Origin of the sequence: Peribacillus sp. NPDC096379 (assembly GCF_044762875.1) — a bacterium.
In the GTDB taxonomy this organism is placed as follows: domain Bacteria; phylum Bacillota; class Bacilli; order Bacillales; family DSM-1321; genus Peribacillus.
On record NZ_JBIWFD010000001.1, the window covers coordinates 809,210 to 827,817 of the forward strand.

12 protein-coding genes and 2 pseudogenes are annotated in these 18,608 nt (G+C 31.1%); 13 read left to right on the forward strand and 1 reads right to left on the reverse strand.

The window, feature by feature from the left end:
- The 11 genes and pseudogenes from ACIQZI_RS03855 (at position 1) to ACIQZI_RS03905 (ending at position 14,459) form a co-directional block, all read left to right on the forward strand.
- Positions 1–975 (forward strand): SDR family oxidoreductase, encoded by a 975-nt coding sequence (locus tag ACIQZI_RS03855; protein WP_403069591.1) that lies wholly within the window; start codon positions 1–3, stop codon positions 973–975.
- On the forward strand, positions 975–2,195 hold the full coding sequence (locus ACIQZI_RS03860) for a glycosyltransferase (protein WP_403069593.1): 1,221 nt from the start codon (positions 975–977) through the stop codon (positions 2,193–2,195). Before ACIQZI_RS03855 ends, ACIQZI_RS03860 begins: the two co-directional genes overlap by 1 nt.
- A gap of 114 nt (positions 2,196–2,309) precedes the next feature.
- On the forward strand, positions 2,310–3,443 hold the full coding sequence (locus ACIQZI_RS03865; RefSeq protein WP_403069596.1) for a glycosyltransferase family 4 protein: 1,134 nt from the start codon (positions 2,310–2,312) through the stop codon (positions 3,441–3,443).
- On the forward strand, positions 3,394–3,933 hold the full coding sequence (locus tag ACIQZI_RS03870; protein WP_403069599.1) for an acyltransferase: 540 nt from the start codon (positions 3,394–3,396) through the stop codon (positions 3,931–3,933). The genes ACIQZI_RS03865 and ACIQZI_RS03870 overlap by 50 nt, the downstream gene beginning before the upstream one ends.
- A 123-nt stretch (positions 3,934–4,056) precedes the next feature.
- Positions 4,057–4,284, forward strand: a pseudogene (gene tnpA, locus ACIQZI_RS03875) (IS200/IS605 family transposase); the annotation flags it as partial.
- A gap of 379 nt (positions 4,285–4,663) precedes the next feature.
- Positions 4,664–6,538 (forward strand): asparagine synthase (glutamine-hydrolyzing), encoded by a 1,875-nt coding sequence (gene asnB / locus ACIQZI_RS03880; protein ID WP_403069602.1) that lies wholly within the window; start codon positions 4,664–4,666, stop codon positions 6,536–6,538.
- Positions 6,538–7,881 carry a hypothetical protein gene (locus ACIQZI_RS03885; protein ID WP_403069605.1) on the forward strand — a complete coding sequence of 448 codons (1,344 nt, stop codon included), beginning with the start codon at positions 6,538–6,540 and terminating at the stop codon, positions 7,879–7,881. Before asnB ends, ACIQZI_RS03885 begins: the two co-directional genes overlap by 1 nt.
- Before the next feature lie 143 nt (positions 7,882–8,024).
- Positions 8,025–9,050: a glycosyltransferase family 2 protein gene (locus ACIQZI_RS03890; protein ID WP_403069608.1), complete on the forward strand. Its 1,026-nt coding sequence runs from the start codon at positions 8,025–8,027 to the stop codon at positions 9,048–9,050.
- A gap of 90 nt (positions 9,051–9,140) precedes the next feature.
- Positions 9,141–10,697 (forward strand): lipopolysaccharide biosynthesis protein, encoded by a 1,557-nt coding sequence (locus tag ACIQZI_RS03895; protein ID WP_403069611.1) that lies wholly within the window; start codon positions 9,141–9,143, stop codon positions 10,695–10,697.
- 329 nt (positions 10,698–11,026) lie between these two features.
- A pseudogene (galE, locus tag ACIQZI_RS03900) lies at positions 11,027–11,996 on the forward strand (UDP-glucose 4-epimerase GalE).
- Positions 11,997–13,157: 1,161 nt separating this feature from the next.
- On the forward strand, positions 13,158–14,459 hold the full coding sequence (locus ACIQZI_RS03905; RefSeq protein ID WP_403069614.1) for a nucleotidyltransferase domain-containing protein: 1,302 nt from the start codon (positions 13,158–13,160) through the stop codon (positions 14,457–14,459).
- Positions 14,460–15,059: 600 nt separating this feature from the next.
- Here ACIQZI_RS03905 and ACIQZI_RS03910 read toward each other — a convergent pair.
- The gene (locus ACIQZI_RS03910) at positions 15,060–15,233 is read right to left on the reverse strand and encodes a hypothetical protein (protein WP_403069617.1); all 174 of its coding nucleotides are present in this window, start codon (positions 15,231–15,233) and stop codon (positions 15,060–15,062) included.
- A 1,199-nt stretch (positions 15,234–16,432) separates the two neighbouring features.
- On the opposite strand from ACIQZI_RS03910, the gene ACIQZI_RS03915 reads away from it, so the two are divergent.
- Together ACIQZI_RS03915 and ACIQZI_RS03920 are read left to right on the forward strand one after the other, a co-directional pair.
- Positions 16,433–18,373 (forward strand): lasso peptide isopeptide bond-forming cyclase, encoded by a 1,941-nt coding sequence (locus tag ACIQZI_RS03915; protein ID WP_403069620.1) that lies wholly within the window; start codon positions 16,433–16,435, stop codon positions 18,371–18,373.
- Positions 18,374–18,387: 14 nt separating this feature from the next.
- Positions 18,388–18,522 (forward strand): paeninodin family lasso peptide, encoded by a 135-nt coding sequence (locus ACIQZI_RS03920; protein WP_403069623.1) that lies wholly within the window; start codon positions 18,388–18,390, stop codon positions 18,520–18,522.
- Positions 18,523–18,608: the final 86 nt, after the last annotated feature.

Below are 18,608 nucleotides of genomic sequence, written 5' to 3' on the forward strand. Positions count from 1 at the left end.
ATGGGATATGAAAATATAAAGTTTCCTGAAGGAAGTACATTTTTAGTAACTGGCTCCGCGGGATTTATTGGTTCCAATTTAGTGGAAGCAATTCTCAAGTTAGGCTATAAGGTTAGAGGGCTTGATAATTTTTCAACTGGTAAAAAAGAAAATGTAGAAGAGTTTTTAAACAATCCCAACTACGAATTTGTCGAAGGAGATATTCGTGACCTTGACACTTGTATGAAAGCTTGCGGAGGGATCGATTATGTTCTTAATCAAGCAGCATGGGGAAGCGTTCCGAGAAGTATAGAAATGCCATTGTTATATGATGAGATTAATATAAAAGGCACATTGAATATGATGGAGGCTGCAAGACAAAATGGTGTAAAGAAATTTGTTTATGCTTCAAGTTCATCTGTTTATGGTGATGAGCCTAATCTTCCTAAAAAGGAAGGAGGAGAAGGAAATGTATTGTCCCCTTATGCTCTTACTAAAAAGGTGGATGAAGAGTATGGAAAACTATATACCAAATTATACGATTTAGATACCTATGGTTTACGCTATTTCAATGTATTTGGTAGAAGACAGGATCCTAATGGGGCCTATGCAGCTGTTATTCCGAAATTTATTAAACAATTGCTTAATGATGAACAACCAACAATAAACGGTGATGGAAAGCAGAGCCGTGACTTTACTTATATCGAAAATGTAATTGAAGCAAATCTTAAGGCTTGTAACGCTCCTAATGATGCAGCAGGACAAGCTTATAATATTGCCTTCGGTGGAAGGGAATATTTGATTGATATATATTTCCAATTGTTGAATGCATTAGGGAAAGATATTCAGCCGATTTTTGGACCTGAGCGTAAAGGTGATATTAAGCATAGTAATGCTGATATTAGTAAAGCGAAAGAAATGCTTGAATATGATCCTGATTGGAGCTTTGAACGTGGAATTCAAGTAGCTATTAAATGGTATAAGGAGAATTTATAATGCAAAATGAGGTGAAAAAAAGGCTTGTACTTATGATACCTCAGATGAGACATGGGGGTGCAGAGAGAGTTGTATCCCGGCTTTCATTATTGATGAGTGATTTTTATGATATCTATATTGTTGTATTTGATGACTCAAAGATCACTTACGAAGTGGGTTGTGAATTAATATCGTTAAATGCTAAGCCTAACCCACAAAACAATATGTTTAAAAGAGTTTTAAATATACTAAAACGTATTTATCTATATAGTAGGTTTAAAAAGAATAATAATATTGATATAACCTATAGTTTTGGAGACACAGCTAATTTAGTGAATGTGTTTTCGTTTGGTAACGATAAAAAAGTTATTTCTATTAGAGGATTCAAAAGGATTAGGTTAGGTAAAGGAATAAAGGAGAAATATTTATTCAAACCAATTTCAAAATTCCTTTGTTATAAATCTCATTTAATTGTTTCTGTTTCTGAATTAATGTCTAGAACAATTATCAAAGAATATAAAATTCCTTCATCTAAAATCAAAACTATTTATAATGGGTATGATGTGGATAAAATAATAAAATCTTCAAAAGAAAGAATTTCTGGTGATGATTTTGTAAAAATAGGAAATGATAGGGTGATTGTTACTGCAGGTACTTTTCGTGCAGAAAAAGGATATTGGCATTTACTAAAGGCATTTTCATTAGTCCATAAAAAAGAAAAAGATATCAAGTTGCTGATTTTAGGCGAAAACTATTGTGGAAATAAACAAAAGATAGAAAAGTTAGCAAATGAACTTAATATTTCAGATAACATAATTTACGGTGGTTATCAAACAAATCCATTTAAATACTTCTCAAAAAGTTCAATCTATGTGCTAACCTCAACATCTGAAGGTTTTCCAAACGCAATGGTAGAGGCGATGACTTGTGGATTACCAGTTATTGCATCAGATTGTAAAACTGGGCCGAGAGAAATTCTTGCACCTGATACAAGTCTATCTAAATCAACTACTTCTATCGAAATGGGGAAATATGGAGTTCTAGTAAAGCGAATGAATGAGCATGAAAATTATAACTCCAGTATTATTGAGGATTGTGATCAAAACTTAGCCGATGCCATAGTAATGATGTTAAATGATGAAAATTTAAGAAATAAATATGCCGATAGATCTAGGCAAAGAGCGAATGACTTTAGTTATATTGAATGGATAAAAAAGCAAAATGAGATTTTATTAGATTAACCTTAAATAATGGTTGGCTATATAAAGAAGTATCAGTTGACCCTAGAAACATATTAGGATTGTTCATTTCTAAAAAGTTTACAAAAAGATAAAATCAACAATTTGGGGTGAATTATGAAAATTATGTTTGTACATGCTACCATGAATGCTGGTGGTGCAGAGAGAACTATAGCTAGTCTCTCAAACTTTTTTGTTAACAAGAATCATGAGGTAAGTATAGTTACTCTACGTGATAGCGAAGTAGCATATTTATTAAGCAGTAAAGTAAAATATTACAACTGTAATAGAAGTTATGAAAGTAAAAATGCTTACGAAGCGGTAAAAAACAACATTTTCCATATCAAAAGAGTGAGAAGTTTTATATTAAAAGAAAAGCCTGATATAATTTTGTGCTTTTCAGTAACTTCCTTGTTCATAACAATAGTAGCTAATATCTCTCAAAATAGTAAAATAATATATAGCGAGAGAAGTAATCCATATGTAATTATGAAAGGGACAATGTGGAAAAAATTAAAGCGTCCTTTATCAATATTTGCAGATGGATGCATATTTCAAACAGAGAGAGCAAAAAGTTACTACCCAAAATTAATACACAAGAAAAGTATAATTATACAAAACCCTGTTTTTGTAAATGATTATACGGATTTACCAACTAAGTTTAATAGAAAAAAAACAATTGTGTCAGTAGGTAGACTTATAAATAGTAAAGGCTTTGATGTATTAATAAAGGCTTTTTCAATGATACATCACGATTATCCTGAGTATAAATTGTTGATTTATGGAGATGGAGAAGAGTTAGAAAGTTTACAAAGGTTGATAAAGAAGTTATCTCTTGAAAATAAAGTTGAGCTTCCAGGACATATGAAGAATATTCCTACTAATATCTTTGACGCTGCTGTATTTGTATTTCCATCTAGACTTGAAGGTATGCCTAATGCTCTTTTAGAAGCTATGGCATGTGGGTTGCCGTGTGTTTCTACAGATTGTGATATGGGACCAAGAGAACTAATAAACAATTACGAGAATGGAATCTTAGTTCCAGTAGATGAGGAAAATGAAATGGAAAAAGCTATTCGAGAAATTCTGAATGACACTCAACTAGCGATAAGATTAGGAAATAACGCAAAAAAAGTACAAGTAAAAAACAGTATTGAAGTCATTGGAGATCATATCTTAGAATATATGGAGCGAATTATCTATGGAAACAATAAAAAAAATAATAAAAAAGTTTCAGTTTATAAGAGCTAGAAATCCATATCAAATTGCTTTATTCCACAAAAAGAATGGTGTAAAAATGGGGAGTAACTGTCAGATATTTGGAGGGGTTAGTTTTGGTAGTGAACCATATTTGATTTCATTAGGTAATAACGTAAAAATTACCGCTAAAAATCAGTTCATTACACATGATGGTGGGATAAATGTTCTCAGAAATTTAGATTTACTTCCCAATGCAGATAAGTTTGGAAAGATAGTAATTGGAGATAACGTTTTTATAGGAATAGGATGCACAATTATGCCAGGTGTAAAAATTGGTGATAATGTAGTAATTGGTACAGGATCTATAGTTACTAAAGATATACCTTCAAACTCTGTTGCTGCAGGTGTTCCTTGTAAAGTTATTAAATCAATTGATGATTACTATAGAAGCCTTAATGATGAAGTAGATTATACAAAAAATATGGGACCAAATGAAAAAAAAGAGTATTTAATAAAAAAATATTGTCTAAATAATAAATAAAATATTTTAGGTATTAAAACATATTTTAATTTACAAATACGTGGTCTAAATTCATCGTCTATAGACGGTATAAGCTTTTAGTCGTGAACTTATGTGTCCATACTTAAAGAGTGAAGTGAAAGTATGGACGGCTATAAAAAAAGTAGTCATGCCGTATATGACATCAAGTATCATGTCATATGGTTAACGAAATATAGGTATAAGGTGTTTCATAGGCCAATTGTTGTGAGAGCAAGGGAGTTAATCAGACAGGGATGCGAAGCAAGAGGAATTTCAATCTTGCAAGGGAGTATTGGAAAAGATCACATTCATTTATTGTTATCATGCCTGCCAAGTGCTCCGAGTATAATCTTACAGTACTTAAAAGGACGATCATCGAGATTGTTGCCAAGAAGAAATATTGGGGTCAGCCACAGTTGGAACGATGACAGAAGAAATGATCAGAAACTATATTGCAAACCAATTTAATGAAGAAAAGAACGATATTTTCAAGAATGAAGAATGAGTTTAGTCTTATTTAGTAGGCTTTAGTTTAGGGTCTTTCAGATGACTTCAGTCTTAGCTAACGACTTTAGTCGTAGACATTTATGACTAAATCCGCCTGCTTTAGCAGGTGGTGGTTTAATTACATAATTTTTTCCAGATGATAATCATTTCTATTTCACTAATTAAAAGACTTGAAATATGTAAATGTATGTTGTCGCTAATATATGAAATGAGGAGGCAAGTTATGTGTGGAATTTGTGGTTTTATATCAAATCATAAAATCAATATAAGTAATCTAAAACAAATGAATAATACAATGAAACACCGTGGCCCAGATGATAGCGGTGAGGAGATTCATCAATCGGGTAATAAATATATTGGACTTGCACAAAGAAGACTTTCTATAATTGATTTATCCCCACTGGGGCATCAACCCATGTTTTCTACAGATAAAAAAGTTGCAATTGTTTTTAATGGTGAAATATATAACTTTAAGGATTTAAGAAAAGAATTAGTTGGATATAATTTTATATCGACAAGTGATACAGAAGTTATTATTGCAGCGTATTTAAAGTGGGGATTGGATTTCCTAAATAAATTAAACGGAATGTTTGCTATCGCGATATATGATTTTCGTGATGAAAAGCTCATCTTAGCTCGAGATAGAGTTGGTAAAAAACCTCTGTATTATTACTTCGGAAATGGAGATTTTGTTTTTTCAAGTGAGTTAAAACCAATAATGAAATACTCATATTTTAAAAAAGATATAAATGTAAACGTTATTTCAAAATATTTATATCATGGATACATTAATGCTCCTGAAACCATTTTTAAAGATACTTATAAAATGGAACCTGGACAACTTCTAATTTATAAGGATGGCAAAATAGAAAAGGAAAAATTTTGGAATGTAGTTGATAAGTATTTGGAAAATAGAGAAAATCCAATTGAAGATTATAAACAAGCTAAATTAGAATTATCAAACTTGATTGAAGACTCGGTAAGAAAAAGAATGATTTCTGATGTTCCACTAGGTACCTTTTTAAGTGGAGGAATAGATTCAACTCTTGTGACTTCTATTGCACAAAAAAACAGTAAAAAACCATTGAAAACATTTTCAATAGGTTTTATGGACAAGGAGCTAGATGAAGCAATATATTCAAAGGAAGTCGCAACATATCTAGGTACGGAACATACTGAGCTCTATATAGAAGAATCTAAGATGAATTCACTAGTTGATAGTATACCAGACTATTATGACGAGCCAATGGCTGATTCTTCACAGATACCTACAATGTTAGTATCTGAGTTAGCAAAGACCGAAGTTACAGTTGCATTAAATGGAGATGGTGGCGATGAACTTTTTTGCGGTTATGGAAGATACGATTCAGCAAATAAAGCTAAGAAATATGATCAAATTGGGTTAATTCTGCATAATTTATTGAATCTACCTTTTATGAAACAGTTTAATATTATTAGCCAATTACCAAATGGAGTAAAAACAATCATAAATAATAGAGATGAAAAACTAAAATCACAAGTTGGTGGTCTTCATAATATTAGTATTTGTAATGAAATGGTTATTAGTAAACAGAATGAAATAAAATTCCCTATTGAGCATTTGTTTGATACAAATAATTGGATGCAGAGGTTAATGTTAGTTGACCTACTAACAGTTTTGCCAGAAGACTTACTACAAAAAGTTGATAGAGCAACTATGAAGTATTCATTAGAAGGTAGATCTCCTTTATTAGATTATAGAATAATTGAATATTCCTTCAGGATACCCCATGAATTTAAATATAAAAACAACGAAAAAAAATATATACTTAAAGATATTTTATATGACTATGTGCCTAAGCATATGATGGATAGACCAAAAAAAGGTTTCTCCGTACCTTTACAAAAATGGCTTAAAAACAACTTAATTAAAAAGCTTAAATATTATAGTGAATCTGAGAAATTAATAAGACAAGGTATTTTTAATCACATAATTATAAATAAAATGATACGAGAATTAGAAAATACAGATGAATATCAAAAATATAGATATACTAAGTATTTATGGGGATATTATGTATTCCAGATGTGGTATGACAAATATATTGAGGAATTATAATGGGAGATTTCACATTTAAATTAAGGGGAAATAGTAAATATAGAACAATGCTTATAAGCCTTAATAATCTTGTAATTATAAGTTTATTTATATGTGTAATTTTGGTTAGGGATATTTATGGGGTATCCATCTCTAAATACTTCTTAATATTACTAGCATTTATGTTATTTCTTATTAATGATAAAAATATAATACTTGGTTTTTTTGCTTTTATTATCCCTATATCAAGTGGTGTTTCATATAATTTTATCATAGGTATAGGGCTTTTGATTTTGATAATCAAAAATAAAGAGAATATAAAACTTAAGTTTTCGTCCGTATTTTATATACTGATAATTTTAATAATAGAATTATTGTCTTCCGTCTATGGGTATTTCTCAATTGGTGACTTTATAAGGTTTCTACCATTTCTGCTTTTAATATTAGTAGTTATGGCAGACAAACATGAAAGCTACAATCATGAATTAATATTAAAGTTTTACCTTTTGGGTTTTATTATAATGACAATAGATATTATTGGTCAGACCTTAAAATACTATTCTTTTGATGAAATAATTTTATTAGGAGTGCGTTTCGGAAGCACTAGGCAAATACTTGATATATATACGGAGGGTCAATTAATATCATTAAACCCAAATTCATTAGGAGTATATTCTGTTATTGCTATAAGTATTGGGTTGCTGTTATACAATATAAACAAGAGCAATGTATATATCTTTATTATTATTTATACTACTGTATTTGGGATTATGTCTCAATCCAGGACCTTTATTATTGTTTTTTTCTTCGTGATCTTTTTTCACCTCCTCACTACATCAATTACTGTAAAAAAAGCATTAAGATCTATATTATTAATTACTTTAATCCTTTCAATAATATATTTAATTGGAACGAAACTGTTACCAGAATACGGTGTAAGTTTTGTAAAGAGATTTACTGAGGTTAATGATTTAACAAATGGTAGGAATGAAATTATGAACTTTTATTTCCAGGGTATATTTAATGAAGTAAATAAAATGCTTTTTGGTGTGGGAATTCAAAATTATAACCTTAAATTTGATTATCTATACTCATTGCATAATGCAACCTTGGAGGTTGTTGCTATTTGGGGAATAGTTGGTTTTATCTTAATTTGTTTATTGTTTAGAGATTTCTTTAGGAATGCTATAAGGGACTATAAGTATAGAATAGACAAAAGCTCCTTAACTATATCACTAGCTTTTTTAATCTCGATTCAGTCGGGTCAAGGTTTTTCTATTTATAATAACATTTTAATGTTAATTATTTGTTATTCCTCTATTAGGTTAGGTAGTTTATATGAAGAAAAAAATAGAATTTCTTAATAACCTAAGAAATCAAGAGCTGCGATTTTTATTAAACTGGGAATTTGGATCCATTTACATTTAACGTAGTTTTCTGAAAAATTTATAGATTAAAAAAGGATTAAATTTTAACCTAGAACTTTGAAACTAAAGAGGGTGACATCGTGTCAAAAGTCAGTATAGTTATACCTGTGTATAATGTTGAAAAATATGTACGCCAATGTATCGATAGTGTTCTAGCACAAAGTTATAAAGATTTTGATTTAATTTTAGTTAATGATGGTTCAACAGATAATTCTGGGGTAATTTGTAACGAATATAGGAAAAGAGATTCGAGGATTAAAGTTTTCCACAAGGAAAATGGCGGTCTTGTTTCAGCTTGTACTTTTGGTATTATGAAATCATCTTCTGAATTCATCTGTTTTGTTGATAGTGATGATTGGATTAGTGTAGACTTTTTAGAAGTCCTAATAAGTAATCAAGAATATACGAATGCTGATATTGTTTGTTGCCAAGCTATTAGGGAATATGAAAATGGCAATAGTAATTATAATTTAACAAAATTGGGTAGTGGATTGTATAGGTTAGAGGATATTGTCGACGCGTTAATTTACGATAGGGTTATAGGAAAGGTAATAGCAAACTCCAGGTGTGGAAAGCTAATTAGAACATCCATTGTTAAAAATAACCTGAATTTTTATAGAGAAGATATTGTAAATGGTGAGGATCAACAACTAATTGTACCAGTAATTATGGACTGTAACAGTATATCTATTTTATCAGATTTTTATTCATATCATTATAGATATAACAGCGCTTCAATTACTGGAAGTTATGTTGTGAATTTATGGGGGAAATTATCACTCCTTTACAATCATTTAAAAGACGTTCTAAAACAAAAGTCAGATTATGATTTTACTACTCAATTATACAATGAACTAATTACACATGCATTGATCTGTATAAATAATGAATACAAACATGATATAAAGTTTAAAGATCAATATAAAGTTTTTTGGGACATATGTAGCGATAAGGAGCTTATAAAAGCAGTACAGCAATCAGATATAATTATTAGTGGCATACGAAAAAAAACTCTATTATTTTTTATAAAAAAAAGAACGCCGTTTTTTTTAACTTTATTTGAGAGTGTGAATAAATATAGATATAATTTAAAAAATAGCGAATAATTTACAACTTTAATTACAATTTAACTTCTTTGTCGACGATTTAAAGGAGACTCTATATATTTGCTGGTAGTTTTATGGGGGAATGTTAATTTGGATAAAGAGCGAAGTAGAATTAAAAATACAATCCGTAATACTACCTATGGCATATCTGGGCAGATACTAACATATGTATTTACATTTATGTATAGAACGGTCTTTATTAATACTTTGGGTGTTACTTATTTAGGTATTAACGGGGTTTTCACAAATTTATTATCTATACTATCTCTTGCAGAACTTGGTATTGGAGCAGCTATAACATTTAGTTTGTATAAGCCATTAGCAGAAGGTAATAAAAACCAAATAAAAGCCCTCATGACTTTTTATGCCAATACTTACAAAGTAATTGCATTATTAATTACTATATTAGGTATTTCAATTGCACCTTTTATAGAATATTTTATCAAAGAAGAATCAATTATTCCTAGCCTAACTTTAATTTATTTTTTAATTTTGGCTGATTCAGCCGTATCTTACTTTTTTGCGTATAAACGTTCTTTAATTATTGCTGATCAAAGAGGTTATATTAATACTATAAATGTAAATAGTTTTGCAATCATTAGAAACTTATTACAAATTGCTGTATTGCTAATAACAAAAGAATTTATATATACTTTGGTTATTCAAATAGTCTGTACGTTAGCATCAAATATAAGTATATCTTTAAAGGTTAATAAACTTTACCCATATTTAAAAAGCGGTTCAAAAGTAAAGCTTGGAAAAGATTATAAAACTGATCTTTTTAAAAAGCTTCGTGCAATGTCTTATCATAATATTGGTTCTGTTGTTGTTCTTGGTACAGATAACTTACTTATTTCATCCTTAGTAGGGGTTTACTGGGTTGGATTGTATTCAAATTATTTAATGATAATGGCGATAATTAGAAACATAATTGGTCAGTTTTATAATTCAATAATTGCAAGTATAGGTAATTTAACAGCGAGTGACGATGTTGATAAGTCTTATAATATTTTTAAAAAACTATTTTTCTTAAATTATTGGATCTATTCGTTTGTATCTATTTGTTTACTTACGTTATATAATCCATTTATTTCTCTTTGGATTGGGGAGAAATATATATTAGACCAATTAATTGTGATAGTAATAGTAATTAATTTTTACCTAAGTGGAATGCGGCAAAATGTATTAGCTTATCGCAACGCATTAGGTCTATATTGGAACGATAGATATAAACCTATTGCAGAAGCTACTATTAATTTAGTGGCATCACTTGTCTTAATAAAACAATTTGGATTAATTGGTGTTTTTCTAGGTACTACTATTAGCCTTATAACAACTTCATTTTGGGTGGAGCCCTATATTCTTTTTAAGCACTATTTTAAAAAACGTGTGAGGTTTTATTTTGCTAAGTATATAGTTCGATTTATCTTTACATTAATTATGGCAACATTAATGCAGCTATTATCCAATACTATTTATCAAAACACTTGGGGAAGTTTTATATTATTGACAATACTGTGTATAACAATTTTTAATTTTATATTTTTATTGGTCTATATTAGATCTGGGGAACTTAAGTATTTATTCTTTATATTTAAGAAATTTGTAATAAATCCATTGTATTTAAAACGAAAAGCTAGGAAATAATTCTCTTGCTAAGCAAAAATTAAATTCAATTGGCTTTTATAGAACACTTCTAGAAGACTTATAGTTTTAAGTGTATTTTAGTATCTTACTATAATGTTGTAGTTTAAAAGTGGAAATTTGAAATTGCGTAATTATGATATTATTCATCTCTAAGAATGTGTCACATGTACCACACGTCTCTTAAATTTAAAGGAATTAGATTAAATTTTTTAAAACTAGCACGTTGGTAATGGAATGTAACTGAAAATGATTGTTATAGTGCTGTTTTGAGTGATCATTATTAAAGATTAATTAATAGAATTGCTAAAGTTGGGAGGTGTAAATTTAAGATGTCTATATTAATAACCAGAGGGGCAGGTTATATTGGACCTCACACAGTTAGATATTTTGAATAAAATGAAAATTTTGTTGTTGTCGATAATTTACAAAGCGGACATAGAAAATCAGTGGATCGAGCATTTCTATCAAATTGACCTTAGGGACAGAAAAGCATTAGACAAAGGGATAAAGTTTTTAAGAATTATAATATTGAAACGGTTATCAATTTTGTAGCTAACTCTTTAGTAGGAGAAAGTATGGACAATCCATATGAATACTACCATAACAATGTTTACGGGATGATGTGTCTTTTGGATGAGATGAAGGATAACAACGTAATTAAAATTGTATTTTCATCAACTGCATTAACTTATGGTGAGCCTAAGAATATTCCAATACTAGAAAAAGATGAAACCAATCCAACGAACACTTATGGTGAAACAAAACTAGCTACGGAAAAAATGATGAAGTGTTCTGAATGAGGCTATGGTATTAAATATGTTTCTTTAAGATATTTTAACACTGCAGGAGTACAAGAAAGTGGCAATATTGGAGAAGACCGTGATCCAGGAACCCATCTGATTCCTTTAATTTTACAAATGCCACTTGGAGAAAGAGAAAAAATTTATATGTTCCGTGATGATTACCCTACAAAAGATGGGACCTGTATTAGGGAATATATCCATGTAATGGATTTAGTGTCAGCTCACTTTGGGGCTATAGAATATATAAGAAAAGATAATCTAAGTGGAATTTTTAATCTGGGTAATGGAAATGGTTACTCAGTCAAAGAAGTGTTTGATATGGCAAGAAGAGTCACTAACCATCCAATTTCAGTGGAAGTAAAAGAAAGAAGAGCAGGGGGCTTAGCTGCCTTAATTGGAAAAATATTTTGGGTGGAAACCACAGTTTGATCCATTAGAAAAAATAATTACTGATGCGTGGAATTGGCATAAGAATAATCCAGATGGTTATAAATAGTAGCTTCATGCTATGCCGAGCTTCAGAAGCAAAGAATGGTCCTTATACCTCTTTTAATTAGTTTTAGGTGCCTAGACACCACCTGGATTTTGTCGAGAAATATAGAATGTAAGTGTTAAGATCTTGCACTCGCTTTTTTTTTAGACTTTCAATAATGAATTATGGGTAGCATGTAATAAGGAAGATTCTAAAGGGATAAGAATCTAGAACGATATCAAACAACCAGATTAACTGTAAATTTACAAGTAAGAGTAGTAATAATATCCAAAGAGAGGTCATTGTGATTTTGTTGTAGGTGAGACAGATTATATTGGGAGTCACAAAGTTAAAGAATTGGTTGAATAGACAGAAGTGCACGGTCTCAAAAATTTATCAACTGACCACCAGCGGGCTATTGAAGAACATTTGTTATTTATGCAGGTAGATTTATTTAACTCAGAGGATTTGTATAAAGTTTTTTCAACGTTTAAATTGATGCTGTTATGCATTTTGCAACTAATAGCTTAGTTGATGAATCAGTCATTAAACCGATGAAATATTACGAAAATAATGTAGCGGAGACATTAACATTTTGAAAACAAGTATGATGTGAAGAATTATTTTCTCGATAATTACCACAACCTATGGGATTCCAGAAGATTAGCTTTTAACAAAACAATTAAAAACCAAGCCAATAAATCCTAACGGTCGTTCTAAATTAATGATTGAATAGATTCTGGAGGATTTTTTCAAAAACATATGACCTACATTGATCATTCAAAGGCAAGCGTCAAATCACGAACATTCTAAAAAAATATTGATCATGAGATAATCTCCTCAAATATATTGTAAGCTCCAAATAACGCCTATCTGTTCATCAGGTGGGCGTTTTGTATGCTTTAGTTAGTATTAATTGGCACATGACAGTCTGTAGGGAGCGTCTTCGACCAGAGCAGAAGCGAATCCAACGCTGTTTTGACCAAACTATAGATTTTAAACGCTAAACTAGAATGGATAGTTATCGCCAACTAATATTGAACTCCTTTCGCCATAAATTAAATTAGAAAGAGATCGTTATGGGATGAAGTAGGTTGTAGTAGGGGTAGTAACACCGGGACATTATTACGAGGATTTAGTGCGACGTAGTCAATCTATAGTTATCATGTGCGCTTCTTGAATGCATTGACAACTGCACAAGAACGTCAAGCTCTTTTAAATTGGTCAAAAACGAATAATATAGACTCTATTGGGGGGAAAGTAGTGGATAATAGTTACAATCTGGATTTATTAATATTACCTAATGAATTAAGGTTATTACTTGAAATTATGAAGATAGAAAATGGTAATAGTATAGGGGAAATCAAAAGTGAATTAACCAAGGATATTAATTGGGAGTATTTCCTTGATTTAGCGAGGCATCATCGTGTGCATCCATTAATTTATTCAAAGTTGAATAGTATAGATGAAAGCTTGGTTCCTTCACATATTATTCAAATTTTATATCAAGAGTACAAACAAAACACGTTTCAGATGCTTCATTTAAGCGGTGAAATGGAACAAGTGAGTAAGTTGTTTACCGAGAATCAAATTCGTCTTCTTTTTTTGAAAGGTCCAGTAATTGCTGCAGATATTTACGGAGATATATCCTTAAGAACTTCTAAGGATTTAGATATTCTAATTTCAAAAACTGATTTAAAAAAAGCAGAAGAACTTCTTTTAAATTACGGATATGAGAGAGAGGAAGCTTCAGTTACATTAGGAGAGTGGAAGTGGAGGAAACACCACATAGCGTACTTCCATCCTGAAAAAAGAATCCAAATTGAACTTCATTGGAGACTACATCAGCCACCTATGAGAGAATCAAGCTTTAATGAATTGTGGGAAAGAAAAAGACGCAGTAAACTTACATCATATCCAGTATATTTCTTAGGAAAAGAAGATTTATTTTTATTTCTTATTGATCACGGTAATAGGCATGGTTGGTTTCGTCTTCGGTGGTTAGCCGATATTGATCAAATCATAAGGAAAAGCATCATTTCTGAGAAAAATAACGAGTTGTCAAAAAAATATCATCAATTAGGAGGGAAAGCTCTTATATTGGCTGCTCATTTATTAAATACACCAATCAATGAAGATATGCAATTATTCATATTAGGAAAACGTTCAAGAAAGTTAGTAGAATTAGCATTATACTACTTTGTTGAAATGGGTAATTCATATAACAACCATTTTCAAGATGTTTTGGAAATAAACGATAAACTTCATTTGTTTTCGGTAAAGTCAAGTCTTCCAAAAACGTTTCCTATTCATTTTTATAAACTTTCAATGATGTCAAATGTGAATAGGTATATCTATGTTATCAGACTTTTTAATCCTAGTAATATGGATATGCAATTTTTGAGGTTGCCAAAACCTTTATACTTTCTGTACTTTCCCTTACGACCGTTTTTGTGGATTTGGAGAAAGACAAGGAAGCCTGTTTAATCGAAGGTAGATTACAAGGAAATGAAATGCAATAAAAATTTTTAAACCTCTTGTTGATTTTAATCATTCAAACATAAGAAATCCAACAGGACACATCAAACGAGAAATTGTTGCCTTTGTTAATATGATTTGCCCTTACAAAAGTACAAAGAGCATGGCATAACAGTGCCAATACTAAATCAGTCCCTCGGAGCTATCAAGTTATGATACTGACTGGAAAATATGAAAAAACCAGCTATCCTTCCTTTAATTATTTTAAAGGAAGAACTTTCATTTTGGTCGTACAAAGTAGTATTTGACATGAATAAAAAAGAATTAGAATGATATTACTTAGAAGAAAAAATCGAATCCGTGGGGAAGGAAGTAGGTTTTATTGTTCGAAAAAGAAAACTTAGTGGTAATTGACTTTCTAGTGTTTTTGAGTCCCATTCTTTTCGCAAGTCTAGTGACCAATCCATTTCTTTCTAAGCCGTGAGAACTCGCGTAATTCACGAACATCAACAGGTAGAATAAAACTCTTTTCAATCAGTCCATGACGTAGGAGTTTGGCAATCCATTCTGCGTTTGATATATCAGTTTTTTACCTGGAACAATCTAGAATCATTGGGCGTTAGCAAGCGTGATATCAAAGATTTCTTCCAAAATATTAAAAACAGATTTCAAATAGACTCCCGTGCTTTCCAGTGCAATATGTGTCACCCCATGGTCTTCAATCCTCCACAATAGCCAGAATAAATCCTTGGTAAGAGTGGGAAGGATCACTGTTTCCTTCATACTAATTCTCGTTTAGAACACAAGACACAATTGCTTCTAAATGTACATCCAAACTAAAAATCAGCACATCGTTCAAAAAATACCTATGTAATAAACAGAGTATTAAATTAAGTAAAATATGTAGTGATTAGATCTTGGAAATATAATTTTTTAATCTTGATCAAATACAACACTAATCATAAATCTAGAAGATATTAATATATAATGCTTGCGTAGATCTAATTTGATAAATAAATGTAATTCAATTTATTGACATAGGTATAAATAGGTGGTAAATTCAACTTATATAGTTCGTTATAACGAATTTAATGTTCTCAAAATAAGTTCAAATAACTGTTCATTAACATATTACTCTTTTGGAAAAATTACCTACAAAAATAAGAACAATAGTAATTACTATAATTAAGCAATGTGGTCTTTAAAAGTTAACGATTAACGTAATTTTTGGGCGTAAAATTTTGAATATTCATTATTACCGAGTGATCAATGAAATGAATTATAGCTAAAGTGGTTTGTGGAAGTATAAAGGAAATATGAATACAAAACAATGAATAAATTTAAAAAGAGCAATTGTCTAAAACATGTTAATAAAATAAAAAATATGTATAAAGACATGGGTCTAAAACAGTTACTTTGATGGCTAGGTTGTTTAAGAAAGGAGGAATCGGATTTAGTGCTTAGTGCCATTAATTCAAATGGGAGAGGTATGGACACCCTTAAAATTAGTTGGGATTAAGATTTTTAAATCAGATAGTGGAAGTATTTACATCAAGGTTTTTAAACTTCGACGCAGAAAGATCATGTAATATGTGTCAATACTATTAAGATACGTAATCCTATTAAAAAATAGGGACGTAAAAAATATATGTCTATAGCTTTGTTAGTGATTTTACAATAAATAGGAAAAATGTGCAAGCAAATAGAAAACTAGATGAACGATCATTGAATGATTTTATAAACTATGTAATACATGAAATAAAAGGGTGCAGCATCTGCAGAAATAAACGGAATTTATAGTTTGTTCTATCACTAGTAGCAACTGGATTATGCTTAATAGTTAGATTGAGTTAGTTAATATATGGTAATTTGGTGATTATGAAAATACCAATATTTTTTATTATAGAAATCTAGAACGAGCAGAATTAAATAAATGCACTCAATGAAATGTATATACATACCAAAATAATCAGGGGGAAATCATGAGTGCTATAACCGGTATTTATCATTTAAATGAAGAACCAGTAAATCTACAGCATGGTCAAGGTTTAATGACAGCGTTGCAGAAATACCCTGCAGATGATATGCAAATATGGCATTCAGAAAAGGTTTTTCTGGGCTGTCATGCACAATGGATCACACCGGAATCAATAGGAGAACAGCTACCTTATTATGATCATGAGAGACAGCTAGCTATTACAGTTGATGCAATTATTGATAATCGTGAAGAATTATTTGAACGATTACAAATTGATCGGAAACTAAGAAAAACTATTCCTGACAGCCAATTAATTTTACTTGCTTATAATAAATGGGGAGAAGAATCACCAAAATATTTAGTAGGTGACTACGCCTTTATGATTTGGGACGAGAAAAAACAACAACTTTTTGGTGCTAGGGATCCTTCTGGATATCGGACACTGTATTACTATCGTAATCAAACTCGTTTTGCTTTTTGCACAGTTATAGAGCCACTATTAGATTTACCATATATCGGAACGGAACTAAATGAACAATGGCTTTCTGAATATTTGGCCATTACTGGGATGATAGATACAGTAGATGCCCGTATGACGCCTTATCGTCATTTAGAGCAAATACCTCCATTTCATTCGATTACGGTACTTAAAGATAAAATTAAGATTAATAGATATGGCACCTTTACATCAGACAAGCGATTAAAATTAAAGTCTGATAACGATTATATCGAAGCATTCCAGGATGTCTTCCAAAAAGCAGTCACATCCAGGTTACGTACGCATCACAAAGTGGGCTCGCAGTTAAGTGGAGGGTTGGATTCGGGTTCAGTCGTTGCCTTTGCTGCTAGAGAATTGCGAGAGAGAAAAAAAACATTACACACTTTCAGTTATATTCCTCCGAATGATTTTGAGGACTTTACACATAAACTATTTATGCCCGATGAAAGGCCGTATATTAAAACAACCGTACAGCATGTTGGAGGAATTACTGATCATTACTTGGATTTTGAAGGGAAAAGTTCTTATTCGGAAATAGACGATTTACTTGACGTGATGGAAATGCCCTATAAATTTTTGGAAAATTCCTTTTGGTTAAAGGGAATATTTGAAAAGGCAGGTGAAGCAGGCATAGGAGTGCTGCTAAATGGGGATAGGGGGAATTTTACTATATCCTGGGGGGCAGCAGAGGACTACTACGCCACCTTATTAAAAAAGTTAAAATGGCTACGACTCAATCAAGAATTGAATCAATATTGCAAAAACGTAGGTGGGTCTAGACTTCGGCTGTTACCTGGGATTGCCAAAACAGGATTTCCAATTATTCATCAATTAATGTCCAAAGGGCCACCTGCTGAACATCCGGTGTTAATTAATCGGGATTTTGCAGAACGGACTGGAATTTTTAATAAACTTAAAAGGCATGGTATAGATGAAACTGGCTGGATTTCAAGTCCCAATTTATACGAACAGAAGAGAGTTCTTTTTGAGGACATGCTTCCTTGGAATTCGGGTAACACACTAGACTCTAAACTTTCCTTACGTCATGGACTCTGGAAACGTGATCCAACCAATGATCTACGTGTCGTTCGTTTTTGTTTGTCGGTACCAGAAGATCAATATGTACAGAATGGATTAGATCGAGCTCTTATCCGAAGATCCACAGAAAAAATTTTACCCGAAAAAATCAGATTAAATCAGCGCGTATTTGGGGTACAAGGAGCTGATTGGGTTCATCGGATGATTCCATATTGGGATACATTTATAGATGAGGCTACTCAACTAAGTATGGATAAGCGCATATTAGAATTTATAGATGAACAAAAAATAAAATCAGCTTTAATAACGGTTAAAGAAGGAGCCCGTCCGGAATATTTTGCAAATTTCGACTATAGGATTTTAATGCGCAGTGTAATTGTTTACCGTTTTCTTAAAAAATTTACTTGAAGGGAGGTGAGCAGATGAGAAAAGAATGGCAAAAACCCGTATTAGAAGTACTTGATGTGAATATGACAATGGCCAATATTACTGGAAAGTATTTTGATGGTAACTTTACGGCTGGTCAACCAATTCCACCAAATATCGCGCAAAGCTAACAAAAAAGCAATATTAGATTTATTTGCACAATCAATCATGCAAAAATGTTCAAATTAGGGTATTTCATACATATGGGAACCCTCTA

Excerpts from the sequence above, each read along its gene's own strand:
- ACIQZI_RS03855 (WP_403069591.1), top strand. The coding sequence starts at position 1 with ATGGGATATGAAAATATAAAGTTTCCTGAAGGAAGTACATTTTTAGTA.
- ACIQZI_RS03860 (WP_403069593.1), top strand. The coding sequence starts at position 975 with ATGCAAAATGAGGTGAAAAAAAGGCTTGTACTTATGATACCTCAGATG.
- ACIQZI_RS03865 (WP_403069596.1), top strand. The coding sequence starts at position 2,310 with ATGAAAATTATGTTTGTACATGCTACCATGAATGCTGGTGGTGCAGAG.
- ACIQZI_RS03870 (WP_403069599.1), top strand. The coding sequence starts at position 3,394 with ATGGAAACAATAAAAAAAATAATAAAAAAGTTTCAGTTTATAAGAGCT.
- asnB (WP_403069602.1), top strand. The coding sequence starts at position 4,664 with ATGTGTGGAATTTGTGGTTTTATATCAAATCATAAAATCAATATAAGT.
- ACIQZI_RS03885 (WP_403069605.1), top strand. The coding sequence starts at position 6,538 with ATGGGAGATTTCACATTTAAATTAAGGGGAAATAGTAAATATAGAACA.
- ACIQZI_RS03910 (WP_403069617.1), bottom strand. The coding sequence starts at position 15,233 with ATGAAGGAAACAGTGATCCTTCCCACTCTTACCAAGGATTTATTCTGG.
- ACIQZI_RS03915 (WP_403069620.1), top strand. The coding sequence starts at position 16,433 with ATGAGTGCTATAACCGGTATTTATCATTTAAATGAAGAACCAGTAAAT.
- ACIQZI_RS03920 (WP_403069623.1), top strand. The coding sequence starts at position 18,388 with ATGAGAAAAGAATGGCAAAAACCCGTATTAGAAGTACTTGATGTGAAT.